Here is a 20,438-nt window from a genome sequence, read left to right as displayed (position 1 = left end):
CTCTTTTCCCCTGCCTTCTCAAGGTACCCGGTTTTACACAAGGACGCCAAAAACATCCCGCCTCCCCCGGAAGCTTGCGCTTGGCAACGGAGTTCCCCGCGTCTATACTGCTGCCTGCATTTCCGCCATCCAGTCCACGTTCAGCCATGCCAGACCCTATCCCCAGCAAACCGCCCGCGCCGCGCATTGCTGAAACCGTTGCCGGAAAGGCTCTGGCAGCGCTTCTGGCCCTTTTTTACTTTTCCCTGGCGACGACTGCCGCGGGGGGGGAATGGCACACCCTTTTTCTTCCCGCCTGCCTTCTGGCGGCGGCCCTTCTGCTGTTCTGCTTTTGCATCATCCGGGGAGACAAGATTCCCAGTCCCGGCCCGGCAGGCTGGCTGGCTCTTGGGCTGGGGGGCGGTTATTTTTTCCTGCGCGCGTGGCTTTCCCCCTGGTTTTATTATGAGAGCGTGGCGGACCTGGGCCTGATCGCCACCGCCATGGTCATGTTCATGGCCGGGGCGTATGCCGGAGCGAGCGACGGGAAGAAGAGCGTTCTCCCCGTGCTGGCGGCAGCCCTGGGGCTGCTGAATGCGCTGCTGTGGGGTTACCAGAACCTGACGGGGACGGAGGCCTCCTGGTTCAGGCCGGATTATTCCCTGTTCGGCACGGAGCTGCGCAATATCGGCCTCTTCGGGTACAAGAATTTTTCCGCCCATTTCCTGTCCGTCACGGGCTTTTTCCTTTGCGCCTACAGCGTGGCGTCCGCCAGGAAATGGGGCGCCGCCCTGTTCACGGGACTGGCGCTCATCCTCGTTTCCTTCACCTGCGGCTCCCGTTCCGCCTTCCCGAACGCCCTGGCAGGCGTCACCCTCTGTTTCTTCATTTATACCTCCAGCGTTTTCCGCAACAACAGGAAATTTTACGCGGCGGCCATCCTGTTCATCCTCCTGCTCTTCTTCGGGGCCGCGTACGCCGTGCTGGACCTGGCGAACGGTGCCGGAAAGCTGGGTTCCCTGCTGGATACGTTCTCCTTCGGCAGCAGGCTGGACCTGTCCAGGCTGGCGTGGGCCCTGGCGGACCTGGCGCCGTGGGCTGGCCACGGCAGCAGGATGTTCACCAATCTTTCCACGGAATTTTTCTCCGGCTCCAGCCTCCCCAATTTTGCGCACCATGAATATGCGCAGGCCGCCTGTGATTACGGCTATGCGGGCCTGGGGCTGATGCTGGCCCTGCTGGCCCTGTTCCTCTTTTCCGGGTTCCGGAGCGTGCTCCGGCTGGCGGGCGAGCACCAGAGAACCAATCCCCTGGGGCCCGCGGCCTTCTGCGTGCTGTGCATCGCCGCCTTCCATGCCTACGGAGAGTTTATCTGGCATAATCCGGCCCTGCTGGGCACCAGCGCCCTGTGCTGCGGCATTACCTGCACCGCCTCCCTTTCCAGAGTGAAGGCATCCCGGCGCGCCGGACGCTGGGCCCAGGCTTCCGCGGCCTTTCTGCTGGCGGCGCTTGCCCTTTGTTTCGCGTTCCTGGCCTTCCCGGTCTGGAAGGCCTCCCTGCACGCCGCCCCGCCCTCCTCCAACGGACGGCTCCCCATGCTGGAGGAAGCCGCCTCCGCCAGCCTGGACCCGGACCTGGTACGGCGAAGCATCCTGCACGCCGTGGGCAGCTCCCCGGCTCCGGACCAGGCCCGTCTCCGAGAGCTGGAACGGCAGGAGGAAGAAGCGGAGCTTCTGAGCCCCGGCAATTATGGAATGGCAGCGGCCAAGAGCCTGCTTTACATCCATCAGGGACGCTACACGGAGGCGGAGAAACTGCTGCGCCCGTATCTGGAGCCCGGCAGGTTTGACGACCGCATATTCGCCTGGACCACCATTTACACCAACATGCTGTATTCCTGGAGCGCGGTTACCGCCTCCCGGTCTCCGGGGCAGGCCCTGTCCATGGCCCTGACGGCGCAGGAGCTGATGTCCGCCCAGACGGACCAGTGGCTGTTTTACGGAGCCCTGAACCCCGAAGTCAGGAAAGAACATGACCTGCGCCTCAGCGAGCTCAAGATGCTGATCCTGACGCTGCAGTCCCGCGGAGCGGTTCCCGATTCCTCCTGGCGGAAGTAGGAATTCCGGGCATGGGCAGCCTCTCCTTTCCCCTACATTTTTATTAAATAAATGTATTCATCGGATTTTCAATCCGTTGTCAATAATAATTCATTTAAGGCAAAATTACTTGAGCCTTATCCGGCTCCTCCCTCCCCCTCCTTGCGGGGATGACGGGAAGAGAATAAAAACGGAACAACTCCTTGGATACAAGGGAATCACCATGTCCTTGCGGATTGAAAATCCACCAGTCTCCGGGAAGTTTGCGGACACAGCCGCAACATTAATCCAAAGACAAACTCCAAATAAATGATTCCAAGACTTCCTCTCCCCCTCCTTGCCGCCCTGCTCCTGTCACAGGCGGTTCCCCATGGCGCCGCTTCCGGCCCCATCTCCTGGGATGACCTTGTGCAGGGCTGGCAGGACGGCTCCATCACTGAAACGGTACTTGAGCTGGGCGCGGACGGTTCCATTTCAGAAACAGCCGTCAACGGCGCCGCCGTCACCGTGGCTCAAGGCGCATCCCTGACGCTGAACGGAGGCCGTCACGCCTTGTCCTCCACCACGCAGAGCCTCCAGACCTTCACCAGCCGGGCGTTTGACAACCACGGCACATTGGAAATCAGCGACTGCACCATCACCGGCAATTTCAATACCGCCGTGAGCTGGCATTCCTATTCCTCCGGTGGTGCCATCGCCAACGGACAGAACGCCAGGCTGGCCCTTTCCGGATGTTCCTTTTCCAATAACGGGATGGTTTCCCAGACAGCCGGAGGCGGCGGCGCGCTTGCCGGAGCGGCAGGTTCCGTGATGGGTATCCAGGGGTGCGAGTTCACCGGGAATTACGTTTCCTTCAATGAGCCGTGCCTCAACAGCCCCCAGCAGCACGGCGGCGCCATTTTCAGCGGCGGCGCCGTTACGCTGAATAACTGCCGTTTCTCCGGGAATTACGTCTCCTACCTGAATGCCGGAGCCAACGGCATGAGCATAGCAGCGGGGGGAGCCGTTTCCATGGCCATGTACGGGGGACGGCTGGAGGGGGACGCCCTGGAGTTCCACGGGAATTACACCATGGGCTATGCAGCCTCCGGAGGCGGGATCGATTTGAATAACAATGCCTCCATCAATCTGGGGAATGCCGTCTTTACCGGGAATTACGCCTTCTGCACCGCAGGCCCCATCAGCTCAGGGCGTGCATGGGGAGGGGCGCTCAACCTGGAAACCGGAGCCTCGGGCACGCTTGTCTCCTGCGTCTTTAACGGCAACCACGCTTCCTCCATGACGGAGACGGATTCCAGCGGGGGAGCCATTCACAATTTTACCGGCAGCACGCTGACGCTGGTGAATTGTTCCTTTTACGGTAATTACGCCTCTTCCGGAGATCCGTCCCTGGCGCAGGGGGGAGCCATCTCCAATGAAGGGCGGCTCCGAGTGATCGCCAACGGGCGGGACAGCATTTTCCGCGGCAACAGGGACCGGGTTCCGGCACTTGGCGGCGAAGGCGTTTCCAACGCCATCCACTCCACGTATTACGCCAGCATTGCCCTTTGTGCCGGGAACGGCGGCTCCCTGGTTTTTTACGACGGCATCAGGGGAGAGGGCAGAGAGAGCGTCTTGACAATCAACAAGCCCGATCCGGCAGGCTATCCCGTGGACGGAACCGTGTTCTTCAAGGACGGGGCCTCCATTGACGGGCTTGATACGGAACTGTACCGGGGAAGCCTGGGCATGGGGGAGGGAACGGCCATCCACGGCGCGCTGGACGCATGGCAGGGAAGCAGCCTCATCATTGACGGCTTTACGACAATGGACGGCCAGTACAGCGTGCATGCCGTAAAACCGGGGGTCACCCATACCGTGCTCGTGCGGATGACTGATTCCATGGCGTCGGCCACGGAGGAGAATCCCGTATGGACATTCACGGAAGGTTCTTCCCTGGCGGCCTTTGCAGGCTCCCTGGAGTTTGTGCTGGACGTCAGCCGGCTCGGCATTTCCTATGAAGAACTGCGCCCTTTCATTTTTTCCCATGAAGGGCAGACGCAGGAATTGATGGACAGCGTCAACGGGGCTAAAAGCGTGCGCCTGGTGGACGCCGACGGATGGAGCTACAGCGTGGGCGACTCCTTTTTCGATTACCTTTCCGGGCAGCACGGCGCCCTGCTTCCACCGGAGGAAGAGGGGGGAGACTGGCGTGCCCCGGCGGGAGTAGGCACTGTCCAGGGGAATTCCCAGTGGACGGCCATGCGCAGCCTGCGCAGTTTTGCCGCCACGGCGGGAACCAGGGAGGGCCAGCGCCTGAAGCCGAACGGAAGAACGGCTTTCTGGATCACGGCCACGGGAGATTATTTCACCCAGTCCTCCCAGGCGGCGGCACAGGGTTACCGCTTCCGTTCCCGGGGGTATTCCTGCGGAGGCGCTTATGACCTTTCTCCCGTGTGGACGCTGGGCGCCGCCTTCGGCCAGAGCTTTGGGACGAACGATATTAACGGGGACATGGGTAGCTTTGACCAGGACGCCGTCATGGCCCTCCTGCAACTTTCCCGGTCCATGAAGCTGGGAACGAAGGATTTCTTCCATCTCAGCCTTCAGGGCGGCTATGGTTCCGCATGCAGCAAGGGGGGCTTCACCTCCCCGGACCTGGCGGGCGACCGCCTGTCAGGCTCCTGGAAGGACAGGACATGGCTGCTGGACCTCCAGGGAAGCTGGACACGGGAGCTGAACCGGAAAACGCGGCTGGGCCTTTATTCCGGCCTCCAGTACGCGGAAAGCTCACAGGACGCCTCCACCCTTCAGGGGGAACGCTACGCCTACCGCCTGAAAGACAGCCGCATGAAGGCCCTGCGTGGACGCCTGGGCGTGGAATTCCACCGGAACGGTTCCGCACTGGGAAGAGCGGCTCTGGGCTACGTGCGCACGGGCATGGCGCACGACCTGGACCGCCGCACGCCCCATGTCGCGGTGCAGGGCGTTGCCCGTTCCTGGACGGCACCCGGCAGCAAACCGGGCCGCACCGCCCTTCAGGCCTCCGCCGGATTCCAGATCAACATATCCGGCAACTGGAGCGCCGGGCTGGATTACAGCCTGGAGGCGGGCAACGGCCATCTGGACCAAAGCGGCAGAATGGGTGTCATGCTGGAATTCTAATCCGGAACACCTATCTTCCACCTATCCGCAGGCACTGCGTTTTTCCAGCGTCTCCGGGCCTTTCAGGCCCGGAGACGTTCTTCCGATTCCACCTTTGTTTTACCCGTCAGCCGCCGCGCCGCGCATGCCGCAGGACGGCCGCATGACCTTCTCCGGCTCAACGGATGCATGCTCGGGAAGCTCTATTTCTGTAATAAAACTATTTTTTAAATGAATATTTCCATCAAACGCATTTATGATCCCCAGGACGCCGGAGACGGGTACCGCGTGCTGGTGGACCGGCTATGGCCGCGCGGCATTTCCAAGGAAAAGGCTTCCTGGGATGAATGGGAGAAGAACGCAGCCCCCACCACACGCCTGCGCCAGTGGTTTGACCATGATGATGCCAAATGGGATGAGTTCCGCCAGAGGTACTTTGAAGAGCTTGACAACAATACGGAGGCGGTTTCCCACCTTCTCCAACTAGCCCGCAAGGGAAAGATAACGCTGCTGTATTCCGCCAGAAACACGGAGCACAACGAAGCCGCGGCGCTGAGGGATTACCTGATGAAGCAGTCTTCTTCATAAACCAGGCGCACATTTTTGCACAAGCGCCGTCCGCAAGGCCCAAATGCTGTCACAGGGACCTATGATATGGCCGGATTTCTTCTCTCGTTCATGAACAAGTGAAGAAAATGGAAAGGAGGTGAATATAACATGGCAACCAGTTCCCACATGGGTGGAAATCACAGAGGCGGTTCAAAGAAGCGCTCTGAAACCACCACCAATAAAACCGGGCAGCGCGTCAAGCGTGATGCTTCAACCGGGCAGTTTATGTCCGAAAAGAGCTCCAGCTCCAAGGACAGTCACAAGGAAAAACACTAATTTCCGTGCGCTCACTGCCCAATTCAGGTTCCGGACAAAGTCCGGGACCTTTTTTTGTTTTCCATGCTCCGGAAAAAAGCGGGAGAACCGCGCCGTCAGCGCACTCCCAGTTCTTCAAAAGCCCGCAGGCCAAGGTCCCGGGGAGCTTTCCGGTCCCCCCGGACCACCACGGCAAAAGGCTCTTCCCGGCCCGGCACGTAGTACGCCGCGCTCAGAACCATTTCTTCACCTTCCAAACGGGCGTAAACCCCCACAGGCGTGGAGCAGCTGGCGCCCAGGCGCACCAGGAACGCACGTTCCGCCAGGGCGCAGCCATAGGCTTCCGGATCATTCACGCTATTGAGAATGCCAGCCGTCTCCTTGTCCGCGGCGCGGCATTCCATTCCCACAATGCCCTGCCCCACGGCGGGAATGAAGGCTTCCACCGGCAGGGGGCGCATGTAAAGTTTTCTTCCATCCGCCACGGTTTCCGGAGCATACAGCCCCAGGCGGTCCAGTCCTGCCCTGGCCAGAATGACGGCGTCCCAGCCGGGGTGCTGCGCCAGCTTCGCCAAGCGCGTGGGCACATTGCCCCGCAAGTCCTCAAACCGCAGGCCGGAGCCCCAGTACGTACGCGCCATGAGGCGGCGGCGCACGCTTCCCGTAGCCAGGGTGCCCGTTCCGTTCCAGTCCGGCTCTTTCGTAATCAGCACGTCCTCCACGGCGGCGCGGGGAAGGACGGAGGCCAGCGTGAAGCCGGGTGCCAGCTCGCTGGGCACGTCCTTCAGGCTGTGCACCGCCACGTCAATGCGGCCTTCCTGCAGGGCGGCTTCCAGCTCCTTGATGAAGATTCCCTTGTCCACGATGCCGGAAACGCGGGCCACGTCCGCCAGCGGCACGTCCGTGCGGCGGTCCCCGGTGGTATGGATGATTTCACGGCGCACGTCCAACCCGGGATGACGGACGGCCAGCGCGGCCTGTACCATGTCCGCCTGGGCCAGCGCCAGGGCGCTCCCGCGGGTGCCGATGATGAGGGTGTTTTTACTGGTCATAGAGAGCGGAGTCCGGAAAGTATTTGGAGATATTGTCCTGGATGATGGCTTCGCACCGGGAGACTTCCTGCTCCCGGCTGCGCTTGGCTTCATCCGCCAGCTGGGTAAGGGTGTCAATGTCGTACAGGTACACCTCGTCAATGTCCGCCACGTCCGGTGAGATGTTGCGCGGAACGGAGATGTCAATCAGGAACAGGGAGCGGTACTTGCGGGCGGCGCGCAGGGGCAGCAGCGTTTCCTGCGTGATGATGCAGTGGGGGGCGGCGGTGGCGGCCACCACCACGTCAATGTCCTTGAGGTAATCCCCCCACACGTCGTACCGGATGGCCTGGCCGCCGATGGTGCCTGCCAGTTCCACGGCCCGGTCAAAGGAGCGGTTGGCCACGTAAATGCCCTCCGCCCCGCGGGCGCGCAGCGCGCGGCCCGTCACACGGCTCATGTCCCCGGCTCCCAGGATGAGGACGCGCGTGCCGGAAAGATCGCCGAAGATTTGTTCCGCCAGCTCCACGGCCACGGACCCCACGGAGGTGGCCCCGGCGTGAATCTGGCTGTCCGTACGCACCCTCTTGCCGATGGTGAAGGCTTTCTGGAAGGTTTTGTTGGCGCAGCCCGCGGTCACTCCGGCATCCAGCGCCATCTGGTAGGCCGTCTTCACCTGGCCGAAGATTTCCGTTTCACCCAGCACCATGGAGTCCAGCCCGCTCAGCACGCGGCACAGGTGTTCCAGCGCCTCCGCGCCCAGGTGGCTGTAAAAGTGGGCCCCCATGTCCACGTTCCCGCGCCCGGTCCCCAGGAAATGGGACAGGATGTGCTCCTGCGCGCTTTCAGGACGGTCTGACCAGTAGTAGATTTCCATCCGGTTGCAGGTGGAAAGCACCACGCACTGGTCCACGTCCGGCAGGGAGCGGATGCGCCGCCCTTCTTCCTGGAGCCTGTGGGACGGTACGGCAAAACGCTCACGTATTTCCACGGGAGCGGTCCGGTGATTCAAGCCTAAACAAACCATTCTCATCAGCTTACCAGGAAAATGCTCATGGATGCAATAAAGAGGACCACACAGCAGTAGGCCAGGCCCCTGCCCGGCATCCCGCGGCGGTAGGTCCGCCACAGGAGGGCGGCGTAGCCCAGCGTCAGCAGAATGACAATGACGGTCTTGGCCCCGTTGATGGGGAGGTGCCGCTGCCAGCCCAGCCATTCCCCGGCCAGGAGCAGAATGAACGCCACCAGGATCAGGCGTTTCATGCTGGCTTCCAGCGTGCGGATGGGGGGCAGAAGGCGGCAGGTGCCGGGAATCTGGCGCTTTTTAAGGCATTCATTCTGCATGCAGAACGCCACGCCCGCGGCGGCGGCCAGGCCCCCGGCCCCGTAGGACATCATGGCCACGCCCACGTGCGCCGTCACCCAGAAGTCATGCGTGCCCTGCACATCCGCGCCGGATACGCTGACCAGGAGGGAAAGCGCCGTCAGCAGGGCAATGGCCGGAGCCGTGAAGATGCCCAGCACGGACATGCGGTACGCGCGGCCCAGCAGAAGGTAAAAGAGGTTGATGGTCCAGGAAAGGAAGAAGAGCACTTCCGATGCGCCGCGTATGGGGCACATCCCCGTCTGGTACGCCTTGACGCAGAGCGCCCCGGTCTGGAGCGCAAAGAGGCACGCCATCCAGAGGTGGGCGTATAAAAAACGGCGCCCGGAGGCCAGCAGGCGCCATCCCAGCCCCGTGAAAGCCAGGGACAGGACGAGAGATGCGATGGCCCACCAGTTGTCGTTCATAACTCCGGCACGGGAAAAAGTTCAGGAACGCAGGTCGCGTTCAATGACGGCGTACGCCTGGTGGTTGTGGATGGATTCAAAGTTTTCCGCCTCCACCCGGTACCAGCTGAAGGCGGAATGGCTCTGCGTTTTCAGCGCCACGTTCCGCACCAGGTCTTCTACAAAGACGGGGTTTTCATATGCCTTTTCCGTCACCCATTTTTCATCCGGCCTTTTCAGCACGCTGTACAGGGAGCAGCTGGCGCAGGATTCCACCAGGTCAATCAGGTCTTCAATCCAGACGGGACGGGAGGCAAACCGCACGGAATAAGTGACCAGCCCGCGCTGGTTGTGGGCCCCGTAGGCGCTCATGGCCTTGGAACAGGGGCACAGCGTCGTCACGGGGACGACCACGGTCAGCTTGAAGTCCGCCAGCTTGTTGTCCGCTTCCGCCTCCATTTCAAAGCGGACCACGTAATCCATCATCCCTTCTATTCCGGTCACGGGGGCATTCTTGGCGCGGAAGAACGGGAATTCCATTTCTACATGGGAGCGGCGCGCGGACAGGCGGCGGAGCAGTTCCCGGGGAACGGCCAGGGCCGTGTGCACGTCCAGCAGGGGGCCGTGCTGGTGCAGGGCCTCCACAAAGCGGCTCATGTGTGTGCCCTTGAATTCCTCCGGCAGGTCCACCGCCAGGGAAACCGTCGCCACGGTGGACTGGATGCGGTTGAGCTTGTCCTGAATCTGGATGGGGAAGCGCAACCCCTTGACGCCCACCCGGTCAATGGAGATATTGCGCGTATCCGTCTCGGACTGGGTATCTTTCAGTTCCTGCATGGGAGGATGATGGCTGGAAATAAAGCGGGAGTCTGCCCTGTTACCGGACAAACTCCCGCCTGCAAAGACAATTTCTACCGAAAGAGATTTTCCTTGGCGCTTGTTACGGCAGAAGGTTGATGGAACGGGCCCGCTTGATTTCACGGGTCACCTTGCGGTGCATCTTGGCAGACAGACCGGTCACGCGGCGGGGAAGAATTTTGCCGGTTTCAGAGGTGAACTTGGACAGGAAATCGGGGTTGAGCAGATCGACCTGATCCATCGGGATGTCGAGACGGCGGCGCGGCATCTGGCGATTGCACGTGCGGAAACGAATACGACGTTCTACAGTCTTGGGTTCAGTGGACATAATAATAAAGAATATAGGCTGGCCCGTTATTAACGCATTTCACGATGAAGCGTACGGCGCTTCAGGAAAGGATTGTACTTAACCTTTTCCAGGCGGCCGGGGGTACGCAGGCTCTTCTTGTTGCGCGTGGTGACGTAGCGGGACGTAGGCTTTCCTTCGGCTTTGGCCTCAGTGCATTCGAGGATGATGATGTCTCTTGGCATGATGAAAATGTGTTACGGGGGAGGATTTATACACTATTCTTCATCATCGTCAAGTGAAACAGATAAATCAACATCATTTTGTCCTCCCGCAAAGCCCAGGGCCACTCTGGGGCGGAACCGGGCGTTCTGCCCTTTTTCCTTTTCCCACTGGGCCTGGCATTCCACGGTAAGGCGCGCGAAGGGGATGGCCTCCAGGCGCAGGATGGGAATGACCTTGTATGACATTTCACAAATGCCGTACGTTCCGTTGTCAATGCGGGCAAGCGCCTGCTCAATTTCATACAGGCCGTCCTGTTCCTTGGAAAGAAGGCTGAGGGCGAAGTCACGGTCATAGGCATCGCTGCCGGCGTCCGCCTGGTGCTCACCGGAGCCGGAGGCCTCACTGCCTTCCGGATGGTTCCGGAGGGTGTCGCGGGCCACGCCGCTCATGTTATCCAGCGCCCTGTCGCGCAGGTCCATCAGGTGCTGGCGCTGCATCAGCACAAAGGGTTCCCATTCCGGGTCCGCGGCCAGTTGCGCCTTAGCGGCGGCGATGGCTTCCGTCTGTTCATCCGTCAGCTCATTCCTGGCGGGAGCGGGCGCCGGAGCGGCGGGAGAAGCGGCGGCTTTCCTGGCCGGGGCCTTTTTGGCCGTCTTAGGTTCCGGCTTCTTTTCCACAGCGGCGGCAGGGGTGGCGGCTTTTTTAGCCGGCTTGACGGCCTTTTTCGGTTCCGCAGCCTTTTTCTTTTTAGCGGGAGCCTCTTGCTCTACAGGGGTCTTGCAGGCGGTCTTCCCGCAGGTCTTTTTCTTGGGAGCCGGAGCTTTTTTGGCGGCGGCCTTGCTTTCGGTTTTCTTGGGAGTAGGCATATGAGGTGTCTCTATGGGCTGAGGTTGACGATGTTTCACGAACAGCGGGCGAGACCGCCCAACTGACTAGACTATGAGACACTACAAGCGGCCAAATGTTCATTCAAGAAAATTCAGCCATGAAACAAGTCATTTTCCGCGGCATCCATCCAGCCGTTTTTTTAACGGAAACGTACTTCATTTAACCTTTCCATCGACCCGTAAAATTCTATATTGGTACCATATGACAGCTTCAACCATCCCCACCATCGGCATTGACTTCGGGGGCACCTCCATCAAGCTGGGGGTCGTCAAAGGGACGGAAGTGATCGCGCACGCGCCTTCCATCGCCACCCAGGAATACGGCAATCCGGATCAATTGATTGAAGCCATCGCCCAGTTCGTGAACATGCTGCGGCTGAACCACCCGGAGGTGCAGGCCATCGGCATGGGGATGCCCGGCTTCGTCAACTTTTACCAGGGAACCGTCTACACGCTCACCAACGTGCCCGGATGGAACAACGTTCCGGTGCGGGACATGCTCCAGGCCGCCTGCGGACTGCCCGTGTATGTGGAGAACGACGCCAACTGCATGGCCTACGCGGAATGGAAGCTGGGGGCAGGAAGGGGAAAAAGGCACCTGGTCTGCCTGACCCTGGGCACGGGTGTGGGCAGCGGTCTCATCGTGAACGGGGACCTTGTGCGCGGGGCCACCTGCTCCGCCGGAGAACTGGGACAGACGAGCATCGACTACCGGGGGCGGCTGGGCCATTACGGCAACCGCGGCGCCCTGGAGGATTACGTGGGCAACCGGGAAATAGCGGCGGACGCCCGCACCCTGTACGCCAGCCACGGCGTGGACAAGGCCATTGTGGACTGCAACCCCATCGCCCTGGAACGGGCCGCACTGGCGGGGGATGAAGTGGCCGCCCAGGTATGGCGGGACCTGGCCGTGAAGCTTTCCTGCGCGCTGATGAACTGCTGCTACCTGCTGAATCCGCAGGCCATCATCATCGGCGGCGGCGTGGCGAAGGCCAAGACCCTGCTCTTCCAGCCCCTCCAGGAAATCATGAGGGCCCAGCTTGCCGCCCCGCTGGTGGAAGAGCTTGAAATCCTCCCCGCCCAGTTCGGCACGGAGGCGGGCATCCTGGGGTCCGCCCATCTGGCGCTCAACACCCACTTCGGCGAAACGTTCCGGGCCTGATCTCGTGTCCTCCATCCAAATACTCAGGCTCGCCTCCAAGCTGGGGCTGACTCCGGAACAGGAGCAGGATTTTGTGGCTGCCATGCAGGCCGGGGACCGCGCCAGAAGCGCGCTGGTCATCACCCCGCAGGCTCCGGAAGGCTACGTTCCGCCCCTCCCTGCGGATAAAACGCCGCGTGACTGGGGGCACCCTTCCATTCTGGCGCTCCCGGCGGGAGAAACGGAGGCCCGGCCCGGTTCCCTGCCGGATTACGAACGCGGCTATTACTACCCCTTGGACCTCTCCTCCGTCTGGGAGACCGCCCCGCTGGCCCATCTGCCCTTCCGGCCGGAACGCTGCCTGGACCTGTGCGCCGCGCCCGGCGGAAAAAGCATTCTGGCGCAAACGCGGGTCGCCCCGCGGGTGCACATCTCCAACGAGGTGCACCCCAAACGCCTGGGCATCCTGCGCCACAACCTGCTGCGCTGCGGCTTCATGGGCCTGTACACCCAGCGCCTGCGGCCGGACCAGTGGGCGGAACTCGCCCCCGGCAGTTTTGACCTCATTCTGGCGGACGCCCCGTGCAGCGGGCAGTCCCTGCTGGCCAAGGGCATTCCCAACCCCGGCTGCTTCAACCCCTCCGTGACCGGGGGCAACGCCAAGCGGCAGCGGGGCATCCTGCTGGCGGCGGTCCGCTGCCTGGCGCCCGGAGGCCATCTGCTGTACACCACCTGCACCTACGCGCCGGAGGAGAACGAGCGCAACATCCTGTACCTGCTGAAACGCTGTCCGGACCTGCGCACCGTGCCCGTGCCGGAGCTGGAGCCCTTCCGCTCCGCGCTGGCGCGGGAGGCCTGCTACCGTCTTATGCCTTTCCACGGAGCGGGTGCGGGCGGCTTCACCTGCCTGCTGCGCCGGGAGGGGGAACCCTCCCCCCTGCCTCCCCTGCCGGACGAACTGCTGGCCTGGCCCATCCAGGCCATGAACCGCTGAAAGAACATGAAGATAGGCATCTTTTCCGACCTGCACGACCGCACGGACCACCTGGAACCCGCCATGCGCCAGATGCGCCTGCTGGACTGCGGACATTTCTTTTTCCTGGGGGACTGCACCACCCCGGAAAGCTTCCTGCGCATATTGGAGCTGACCGGCGGCCTGCCCCTGGACGCCGTGCCGGGCAATAATGACCATGAACTTCTCCTGATGCACCGGATGGCGGCCAACTCCCCGGCGGCGCGCCTGCACCCGGAACACGCCGTCATCACCAGGTACGGCATGAAATTCTCCCTCTCCCATTATCCCAAATACGCCATGCGGGAAGCGCGGAACGGCAACGTGGACGCCGCCCTGTACGGCCACACCCACCAGGCCGTGCGGGAAATGTACGGAGACTGCCTGCTTGCCAATCCGGGGGAACTCCAGGGAAGGACCGGGCGCATCGGCTTCGGCATTCTGGATACGGACTCCCGCATCATGAACCTGCACACGGTGGATTTAAGCGCATCATGAATACCCTGGACGTCTGCTGCGCCCTGATTGAGCTGTCCGCCGCCCAGGGAACCCTGCTCCTGGCCGCCAGAAAGGCCGCGGGACAGTCCAACGGGCTGCTTTATGAATTTCCCGGCGGAAAACTGGAACCCGGAGAAAACGCGCAGGACGCCATCATCCGGGAAATCCGGGAAGAGCTGGGGTGCGCCGTCCATCCCGTACGCATGCTCACTCCCGTACGGCACGGGGAAAAGGAACGCATCATCCGCCTCATCCCCTTCCTGTGCCGCCTGGACCCCGGAGCGCTGCCCCGGCCCCTGGAGCATGAAAGCCTGGGCTTCTTCTCCCGCCGCACGCTGGCGGAACTGCCGTGGGCGCCCGCAGACCGCCCCATTTTAAAGGAATGGCTGGAAGGCGCCTGCTGACGGAACGGCATCCCGTTCAGGTTCAGCCACTCCCCGGCGGCTCTCCCGCGCATGTCTTAAAAGATTCCAAAAACACCTTGGATAATATCCCGCCGTGCAGTATATAAGGTGTTGGCTGCTGCACTCGTCAACACCTGGCAAAGTGGCCCGAACCGATATTATACCTAATGGGGGCAGCCCCGACGCAGGGCTGACTAAGTCCTATACCGGATAAGTCAAAACAGCGGCGGAAGTCCCCGCTCTATTGAGGCACGGGAACGTGGCTCATTGCCAGTGACGGTGCAGCGGTGTCTTTTTTCTCCCTTTGCAGCCGGGAGCCCGGCGGGGGCCGTCCCCGGCGGCCTAATTGAACACATGCCCGCCGCGGGGCATGGGCGCCAACAGTTTTTTACGGCTTCTGCCCTGCATGGTTTCCGGACAGAAGCCCGGAGGGCGCTCAAAAGGAACGCATCCGCGCGTTGGCCGCCATGGCCTTCAAATATTCCAGGGCCTTCCGTTCCCTCTCCTTCCGGTTCCTGCATGGCCGGGAGGAACGGCAGAAGGAATGAAGCAGCCTGAACATCAAATCAAATAAATCGTTCTTGTACATATGGTTTACTGGCTATTTCCGGATCACACGATCCTTCACATTTTACTTTGCAAGAAACGTGCCAGTTTTTACCTTTGAATAAAAAGCATGGGTATCAATTGATTGCCGGGAGCACTCTCCGGGCGCCCTGCCCCAGCCCTTACAATTCCGTAAAAAAGAGCACGGGCATTACGATTATGTAAGATAATTAGTTAATATTCCATAACTGTTATGGAATAAAATAAATCCTTAGACATTTCCGGAAATCATGGTAGGATCACTCCCCGTTGCGAAAAAGTTTTTAACATCCGTGCAACTTTTTCATTATTGCGAAGTATATTATAGTCGTGAAGGGATTTATCAAACTCATCATCGTCATTGTCGTTCTTGCAGGCGCCTGGTTCGCCTGGGAACAGTGGAAGGGGAATGAAGCCATTCAGGTGGAGTACCAGACAGAGCCTCTTGAAAAGGGGGACCTGATGATCACCATTGATGCCACCGGCGTCACGGAACCTGATGAACTGGTGGACGTGGGCGCCCAGGTCAGCGGCATCATCATGGAATTCGGCAAGGATTTGAACGGCAAGGTGGTGGATTACTCCAGCCCGGTGAAGGCGGGGCAGATGCTCGCGGAGATTGACAAGCTGCCCGTGCAGCTGGACGTGCAGCGGGCGGAAGCCTCCAAGGCGCAGGCCTCCGCCGGAATCGCCCGTGCCAGGGCGGACATCCAGCAGGCCAAGGCCAAGCACCACCAGGCCAAGCTGGACCGGGAACGCGCGGAAAAGCTGGGACCGGGGGACGCCCTGTCCAAGTCCAGCTATGACCAGTACATTGCGGATGAAGAGACCGCCCGCGCCAACGTAGCCGTGGCGGAAGCTTCCCTGCTGGAAGCGGAGGCCTCCCTGAAACAGGCGGAAGCCGCGCTGAAAAAGGAAATGCGCAACCTGGAATACACCACCATCCAGTCCCCCGTGGACGGCGTGGTGGTCAAGCGCCTGGTGAACATCGGCCAGACGGTGGTTTCCAGCATGAGCGCCTCCAGCCTCTTCTACATCGCCACGGACCTCTCCAAGCTTAAAATCTGGGCCGCCGTGAATGAGGCGGACATCGGCAGCATCCGCAAGGGGCAGGAAGTCATCTTCACCGTGGACGCCTTTTCCGGCCGCAAATTCAAGGGAACGGTAGACAAAATCCGCCTGGACGCCACCATGACCTCCAACGTGGTCACCTACATTGTGGACATTGACGTTCCCAACCCGGACAAGCTCCTCATCCCCTACCTGACGGCCAACGTCCAGTTTGTGGTGGAGGATATCCGGAACGCCTTCCTGGTCTCCAATGCGGCTCTCCGCTTTCAGCCGGAAGTGAGCCTCATCGGCGCGGAACAGAAAAAGGCCCTTGAACAAATGCAGCCCGAACTGGCCGCCCCTGCACAAAACGGACAAGAGAAAAAAGCCGTGGTCTGGGAACTGCGGGACAATCTTCTTTACCCCCACCTGGTCACCAGGGGGGAAAGCAACGGCATGATGACGGCCGTCAAGGGGGAAACGCTCCGGGAAGGCATGGAAATTGTCTCCACGGCGCAGATCCTGAACCGCGCCGGGAACTCCGGGGACGGAACGTCCGCCTCCGCCGGCGGTGAAAACCCGTTCGCTCCCAAGATGCCTCCGCGCCGCAAGCCGAGCACGGGCAATACGAAGGCGGCCTCCGGCAATGGCGGCCCGCCCCCGCCTCCCTGATCCGGGGGCAACGCCACACCAGCCCGCTCAACCATTTTTTTACCGCATCAAGCATTACAACAACGTGATCCGCTTACGTGACATAACCAAGGTGTACCACCTGGGGGAAATAGACCTTCAAGTGCTCAAGGGCATCACCCTGGACATCAAGGAAGGGGAGTTTGTCTCCCTCACGGGGGCCTCCGGCTCCGGAAAATCCACCCTGATGAACATCCTGGGCTGCCTGGACCGCCCCAGTTCCGGCCATTACTACATTGCCGGAGAGGACGTAGCCAAATTCAACGCCGCAGAGCGCGCCACACTCCGGAACAAGCGCATCGGCTTCGTCTTCCAGAACTTCAACCTGCTCTCCCGCACCACTGCGCTGGAAAACGTGATGATGCCCGCCGTGTACGCCCACCCCACCCTCAGCATGAAGGCCATGCGCGAACGCTCCGTGGAGCTGCTGAACCTGGTGGGCCTTTCCGACCGCATGGACCACACCCCAGCCCAGCTTTCCGGCGGCCAGCAGCAGCGCGTAGCCATCGCCCGCTCCCTCATCAACAACCCCAGCATCCTGCTGGCGGACGAGCCCACGGGCAATCTGGACTCCACCACCTCCAAGGAAGTGCTGCACATGTTCAAGGACCTGAACCGCCGGAAGGGGATCACGGTTATCCTGGTGACGCATGATCCCAAAATAGCCGCCTTCACGGACCGGGCCATCAACATGGCGGACGGCCTCATCTGCGAAGGGATTTCCGACACGCTAAGCAAGGACGACGTATGAAATTCCTTCCCCTCCTTAAAACCTGCATCAAGGCCCTGGTGCGCAACCCCATGCGCGCCGCGCTCACCATCCTGGGCATCATCATCGGCATTGCCGCGGTGATCGCCATGGTGGAAATAGGCCAGGGGTCCACGCTCCAGATTAAAAACACCATCGCCTCCATGGGGGCGGACACCCTGAACATCCGCCCCGGCGCCATCTCCAAAAGCGGCGTCAACACCGGCGCGGGCGGCAGGGCCTCCCTGACCAACGCGGACTGTGAAGCCATCATGAAGGACTGTACCATGGTCCTGCGCGCCACGCCCGTGGTGCGCGCCAGCGGCCAGGTCATTTACGGCAACAAGAACTGGAGCCCGGAAACCGTGGAAGGCGGTTCCGTGGAATACCTGAAAATCAAAAGCTGGTATGACATGGAACGCGGCCAGCCCTTCTCCGAGGAGGACGTGGAGCAGGCCAGGCGCGTGTGCGTCATCGGCCAGACGGTAGCCAGGGAACTCTTCGGGGATGAAGACCCGCTGGGCAAGGACATCCGCATCAAGAACGTCATGTTCAAGGTCATCGGCATCCTCCAGAAGAAGGGGGCCAACATGATGGGCCGCGACCAGGACGACTCCATCATCCTGCCGTGGACGAGCATCCGCTACCGCCTTCAGGGGCTGGGGGGCGGGTCCGCCTCCTCCTCCGGCAAATCCACCACCACCTTCAACCGGGCGGACAAGTACACCGCCAATTCCGTGGATTACTACACGGAAACCACGGACCAGCCGTACACGGACGCCCCCCATCCGCGCCGCTTCAACAACATTGACTCCATCATGGCGCAGATTGCGGACCCGGAGCGCTCCTCCGAGGCGATCGACCAGATCACGGAAGTCATCCGCGCCAAGCACAACCTGAAGGACGGCCAGCTGGACGACTTCCGGGTGTGGGACATGGCTGAAATGTCCCGCGCCATGAGTAGCACCACGGAAGTCATGACCAACCTGCTGATGATCGTGGCCATGATCTCCCTGGTCGTGGGCGGCGTGGGCATCATGAACATCATGCTCGTCTCCGTCACGGAACGCACCAAGGAAATCGGCCTGCGCATGGCCGTGGGCGCCCGTCCGCAGGACATCATGCGCCAGTTCCTGCTGGAAGCGGTGCTGCTCTGCGTGGTGGGCGGCGCGCTGGGGATCATGCTCGGCAAGGCCATCTCCATCATCGTCAGCCGCACCATGAACTGGGCCACCGCCTCCTCCCCGGAAGCCATGGCCCTGGCCGTGGGCGTCTCCGTGTTCATCGGCCTGGCCTTCGGGTGGTATCCGTCCTGGAAGGCTTCCAAAATGGACCCCATCGACGCCCTGCGCCACGAATAACCCCCCTTACTCTTTTCTTTTCCATGTCATCCATGTTCAAATACCTCCCCCTGCTGGCCGCCTGCTGCCTGAGCTCCTGCATGGTAGGACCGGACTTCCGGCCGCCGGCCAATGACCTGCCCTCCTCCTGGGCCACGTCCCGCCCCCCCCGCAGCTCCGACAAGGACCTGCGCTCCTGGTGGAACATCTTCGGGGATCCCCAGCTCAACCGCCTGGTCTCCGCCTCCCTGAACAACAATCCGGACATGAAGTCGGCCCTGCTCCGCATCCGGGAAGCCAGGGAAAGGCTGCGCGTCTCCCAGGCCTCCCTGCTGCCCTCCGCGGACGCGAGCGCGGGCTGGAGCCTGTCACCGGACCGGGGCTTCCGCAGCTCCACCTCCCAGGACTTCACCCTGGGGGCCTCCACCTCCTGGGAGCTGGACCTCTTTGGCGGCAACCGCCGCTCCATTGAGGCGTACCGCGCCTCCCTCATGTCCACGGAGGCTTCCGCGGGCGCCGTGCGCACGGCCCTGCTGGCGGACGTAGCCACGGCCTACTTTGACTGGATCACCGCCTGCGAACAGCTCCGCATTGCCCGCGAACAGCTGGAAATCCAGCGCAACACCCTCACCATTGCGGAAAAACGCTACAAATCGGAATTCGCCCCGCGCCTGGACGTGGAACAGGCCACCTCCACCGTAGCCTCCACGGAAGGCCGTATTCCGGCGCTGGAAGCACAAGTGGCTTCCGCCAAAAACCAGCTCTCCGTGCTGCTGGGCACGTACAATTCCCGCGTGGAACTGACGCTTCCCAAAACCTCCGTCTTTGAAAAAACTCCCGTGGTTCCGGTGGGCCTCCCCTCCGAACTCCTGCGGCGCAGGCCTGACGTCATCGCCGCGGAGGCGGACCTGCACGTGGCTGTGGCCAACGTGGGCGTGGCCGTGGCGGACCTTTACCCGCGCTTCAGCCTGACGGGCTCCCTCTCCGGCCGCGGAGGCGACTTCGGCCAGCTCTTCCGGGAAAACAACAACGTCTGGTCCCTGGGCGGCAACCTGGTGCAGCCCCTGTTCCGGGGCGGAGCCCTGAGAGCCACGGTGCGCGCCCAGAAAGCGGCGGCGGAACAGGCCGCGGAAGCCTACCGCAAGACGCTCATTACCGCCGTCTCCGAGGTGGAGGAAGCCCTGATCGCCTACGGCAACTACACCTCCCAGATGCAATACCTGCACAAGGAAAACAACGCCAACAGGGAGGCCTTCCTGCTCTCCCGCACCCTGTACATCAACGGACAGACGGACTTTCTGAATGTCGTCACGGCCCAGCGCTCCTGGCTCAGCTCGGAAGAATCCCTGGTCACCATGAAGCAGAACATCCGCAAGGCCGTCGTCCAGCTCGCCCGCGCCCTGGGCGGAGGGTGGTAACAAACCGCCTCATCCAGTCGGCAAAAATTTCCATTCTGGAAGATAGTTACCGACCTTCCGGGTTAGACTCCTATTTTTGTGTTCATTGATCCTGTAAATCTTCCAGTTCTCGGTAAATTCAGTTACCGAATGGGTTCATGATAATCCTCTTGACCTTTAGACTTGAAACTTCCTTTCTCCTTTTAAACAAAATAGATTAAAAGACCAGAAAAAGAATAAAAACATCTGGGATTGATGCACCATACAACTGTACCTGTATCTGTGAAGTAGGAATATTCAATAACAGGTAAAAAGCATCCTGAAACACATCAAAGCCGGTTGAAGTCTGACAACCAGCAATTGGATAATCATTGTCCTTGCTACCAATTGATGAATTCTTGGTAATAAGAGACTTGTTATCTTTGCTGTTTGTTTTTAGACAGTCCGATTACTG

19 protein-coding genes are annotated in these 20,438 nt (G+C 61.0%); 12 read left to right on the top strand and 7 right to left on the bottom strand.

Annotation, left to right across the window (positions count from 1 at the left end):
• The first annotated feature begins 146 nt into the window (after positions 1–146).
• The 4 genes from HHJ06_RS05425 to HHJ06_RS05410 all read left to right on the top strand — a co-directional run bounded on the left by HHJ06_RS05425 (position 147) and on the right by HHJ06_RS05410 (position 6,083).
• The gene (locus HHJ06_RS05425) at positions 147–2,096 is read left to right on the top strand and encodes an O-antigen ligase family protein (protein WP_215428333.1); all 1,950 of its coding nucleotides are present in this window, start codon (positions 147–149) and stop codon (positions 2,094–2,096) included.
• Positions 2,097–2,384: 288 nt separating this feature from the next.
• Positions 2,385–5,219 carry an autotransporter outer membrane beta-barrel domain-containing protein gene (locus tag HHJ06_RS05420; RefSeq protein ID WP_215428331.1) on the top strand — a complete coding sequence of 945 codons (2,835 nt, stop codon included), beginning with the start codon at positions 2,385–2,387 and terminating at the stop codon, positions 5,217–5,219.
• Between the two features lie 210 nt (positions 5,220–5,429).
• A complete protein-coding gene (locus HHJ06_RS05415; RefSeq protein ID WP_215428329.1) occupies positions 5,430–5,786 on the top strand; it encodes a DUF488 domain-containing protein in 357 nt (118 codons plus the stop codon).
• A gap of 129 nt (positions 5,787–5,915) precedes the next feature.
• Entirely contained in the window at positions 5,916–6,083 is a 168-nt protein-coding gene (locus HHJ06_RS05410) for a hypothetical protein (protein ID WP_215428327.1), read from the top strand.
• 95 nt (positions 6,084–6,178) lie between these two features.
• On the opposite strand, the gene hemC is transcribed toward HHJ06_RS05410, so the two are convergent.
• The 7 genes from hemC to HHJ06_RS11850 form a co-directional block, all read right to left on the bottom strand.
• The gene (hemC, locus tag HHJ06_RS05405) at positions 6,179–7,114 is read right to left on the bottom strand and encodes a hydroxymethylbilane synthase (RefSeq protein ID WP_215428325.1); all 936 of its coding nucleotides are present in this window, start codon (positions 7,112–7,114) and stop codon (positions 6,179–6,181) included.
• A complete protein-coding gene (gene hemA, locus HHJ06_RS05400) occupies positions 7,104–8,105 on the bottom strand; it encodes a glutamyl-tRNA reductase (RefSeq protein ID WP_251841431.1) in 1,002 nt (333 codons plus the stop codon). Before hemA ends, hemC begins: the two co-directional genes overlap by 11 nt.
• 20 nt (positions 8,106–8,125) lie before the next feature.
• Positions 8,126–8,884, bottom strand: a complete 759-nt coding sequence (gene ccsA / locus HHJ06_RS05395; RefSeq protein WP_215428321.1) for a cytochrome c biogenesis protein CcsA — start codon at positions 8,882–8,884, stop codon at positions 8,126–8,128.
• A gap of 21 nt (positions 8,885–8,905) precedes the next feature.
• Complete coding sequence (gene folE2 / locus HHJ06_RS05390; protein WP_215428319.1) at positions 8,906–9,700, bottom strand: GTP cyclohydrolase FolE2; 795 nt, start codon at positions 9,698–9,700, stop codon at positions 8,906–8,908.
• Between the two features lie 103 nt (positions 9,701–9,803).
• The gene (gene rpsR / locus HHJ06_RS05385) at positions 9,804–10,049 is read right to left on the bottom strand and encodes a 30S ribosomal protein S18 (RefSeq protein ID WP_022396980.1); all 246 of its coding nucleotides are present in this window, start codon (positions 10,047–10,049) and stop codon (positions 9,804–9,806) included.
• A 29-nt stretch (positions 10,050–10,078) separates the two neighbouring features.
• The gene (rpmG, locus tag HHJ06_RS05380) at positions 10,079–10,252 is read right to left on the bottom strand and encodes a 50S ribosomal protein L33 (protein ID WP_022396979.1); all 174 of its coding nucleotides are present in this window, start codon (positions 10,250–10,252) and stop codon (positions 10,079–10,081) included.
• Between the two features lie 33 nt (positions 10,253–10,285).
• Positions 10,286–11,098 carry a TraR/DksA family transcriptional regulator gene (locus HHJ06_RS11850; protein ID WP_215428317.1) on the bottom strand — a complete coding sequence of 271 codons (813 nt, stop codon included), beginning with the start codon at positions 11,096–11,098 and terminating at the stop codon, positions 10,286–10,288.
• Between the two features lie 223 nt (positions 11,099–11,321).
• On the opposite strand from HHJ06_RS11850, the gene HHJ06_RS05370 reads away from it, so the two are divergent.
• The 8 genes from HHJ06_RS05370 (at position 11,322) to HHJ06_RS05335 (ending at position 20,005) form a co-directional block, all read left to right on the top strand.
• Positions 11,322–12,281, top strand: coding sequence for an ROK family protein (locus tag HHJ06_RS05370; RefSeq protein ID WP_215428315.1), 960 nt, complete (start codon positions 11,322–11,324; stop codon positions 12,279–12,281).
• Between the two features lie 4 nt (positions 12,282–12,285).
• The gene (locus HHJ06_RS05365; protein ID WP_215428313.1) at positions 12,286–13,254 is read left to right on the top strand and encodes an RsmB/NOP family class I SAM-dependent RNA methyltransferase; all 969 of its coding nucleotides are present in this window, start codon (positions 12,286–12,288) and stop codon (positions 13,252–13,254) included.
• 6 nt (positions 13,255–13,260) lie between these two features.
• Positions 13,261–13,770, top strand: a complete 510-nt coding sequence (locus tag HHJ06_RS05360) for a metallophosphoesterase family protein (protein ID WP_215428311.1) — start codon at positions 13,261–13,263, stop codon at positions 13,768–13,770.
• Positions 13,767–14,174: a (deoxy)nucleoside triphosphate pyrophosphohydrolase gene (locus HHJ06_RS05355; protein ID WP_215428309.1), complete on the top strand. Its 408-nt coding sequence runs from the start codon at positions 13,767–13,769 to the stop codon at positions 14,172–14,174. Before HHJ06_RS05360 ends, HHJ06_RS05355 begins: the two co-directional genes overlap by 4 nt.
• Before the next feature lie 915 nt (positions 14,175–15,089).
• Positions 15,090–16,481, top strand: a complete 1,392-nt coding sequence (locus tag HHJ06_RS05350; protein WP_215428307.1) for an efflux RND transporter periplasmic adaptor subunit — start codon at positions 15,090–15,092, stop codon at positions 16,479–16,481.
• 64 nt (positions 16,482–16,545) lie between these two features.
• Positions 16,546–17,250 (top strand): ABC transporter ATP-binding protein, encoded by a 705-nt coding sequence (locus tag HHJ06_RS05345; protein ID WP_102713939.1) that lies wholly within the window; start codon positions 16,546–16,548, stop codon positions 17,248–17,250.
• Positions 17,247–18,608: an ABC transporter permease gene (locus HHJ06_RS05340; RefSeq protein ID WP_215428305.1), complete on the top strand. Its 1,362-nt coding sequence runs from the start codon at positions 17,247–17,249 to the stop codon at positions 18,606–18,608. The genes HHJ06_RS05345 and HHJ06_RS05340 overlap by 4 nt, the downstream gene beginning before the upstream one ends.
• Positions 18,609–18,640: 32 nt before the next feature.
• Positions 18,641–20,005 carry an efflux transporter outer membrane subunit gene (locus tag HHJ06_RS05335; RefSeq protein WP_215428303.1) on the top strand — a complete coding sequence of 455 codons (1,365 nt, stop codon included), beginning with the start codon at positions 18,641–18,643 and terminating at the stop codon, positions 20,003–20,005.
• Positions 20,006–20,438 lie beyond the last annotated feature (433 nt).

Origin of the sequence: Akkermansia muciniphila, from assembly GCF_018709685.1 — a bacterium.
GTDB lineage: Bacteria > Verrucomicrobiota > Verrucomicrobiia > Verrucomicrobiales > Akkermansiaceae > Akkermansia > Akkermansia muciniphila_E.
This window is presented reverse-complemented; position numbering and strand designations above follow the sequence as displayed.

Coding starts and splice junctions, on each gene's coding strand:
- HHJ06_RS05360 (WP_215428311.1), top strand. CDS start 13,261: ATGAAGATAGGCATCTTTTCCGACCTGCACGACCGCACGGACCACCTG.
- HHJ06_RS05335 (WP_215428303.1), top strand. CDS start 18,641: ATGTTCAAATACCTCCCCCTGCTGGCCGCCTGCTGCCTGAGCTCCTGC.
- HHJ06_RS11850 (WP_215428317.1), bottom strand. CDS start 11,098: ATGCCTACTCCCAAGAAAACCGAAAGCAAGGCCGCCGCCAAAAAAGCT.
- hemC (WP_215428325.1), bottom strand. CDS start 7,114: ATGACCAGTAAAAACACCCTCATCATCGGCACCCGCGGGAGCGCCCTG.
- ccsA (WP_215428321.1), bottom strand. CDS start 8,884: ATGAACGACAACTGGTGGGCCATCGCATCTCTCGTCCTGTCCCTGGCT.
- rpmG (WP_022396979.1), bottom strand. CDS start 10,252: ATGCCAAGAGACATCATCATCCTCGAATGCACTGAGGCCAAAGCCGAA.
- HHJ06_RS05355 (WP_215428309.1), top strand. CDS start 13,767: ATGAATACCCTGGACGTCTGCTGCGCCCTGATTGAGCTGTCCGCCGCC.
- HHJ06_RS05415 (WP_215428329.1), top strand. CDS start 5,430: ATGAATATTTCCATCAAACGCATTTATGATCCCCAGGACGCCGGAGAC.
- HHJ06_RS05370 (WP_215428315.1), top strand. CDS start 11,322: ATGACAGCTTCAACCATCCCCACCATCGGCATTGACTTCGGGGGCACC.
- HHJ06_RS05420 (WP_215428331.1), top strand. CDS start 2,385: ATGATTCCAAGACTTCCTCTCCCCCTCCTTGCCGCCCTGCTCCTGTCA.
- rpsR (WP_022396980.1), bottom strand. CDS start 10,049: ATGTCCACTGAACCCAAGACTGTAGAACGTCGTATTCGTTTCCGCACG.
- HHJ06_RS05410 (WP_215428327.1), top strand. CDS start 5,916: ATGGCAACCAGTTCCCACATGGGTGGAAATCACAGAGGCGGTTCAAAG.
- folE2 (WP_215428319.1), bottom strand. CDS start 9,700: ATGCAGGAACTGAAAGATACCCAGTCCGAGACGGATACGCGCAATATC.
- HHJ06_RS05340 (WP_215428305.1), top strand. CDS start 17,247: ATGAAATTCCTTCCCCTCCTTAAAACCTGCATCAAGGCCCTGGTGCGC.
- HHJ06_RS05425 (WP_215428333.1), top strand. CDS start 147: ATGCCAGACCCTATCCCCAGCAAACCGCCCGCGCCGCGCATTGCTGAA.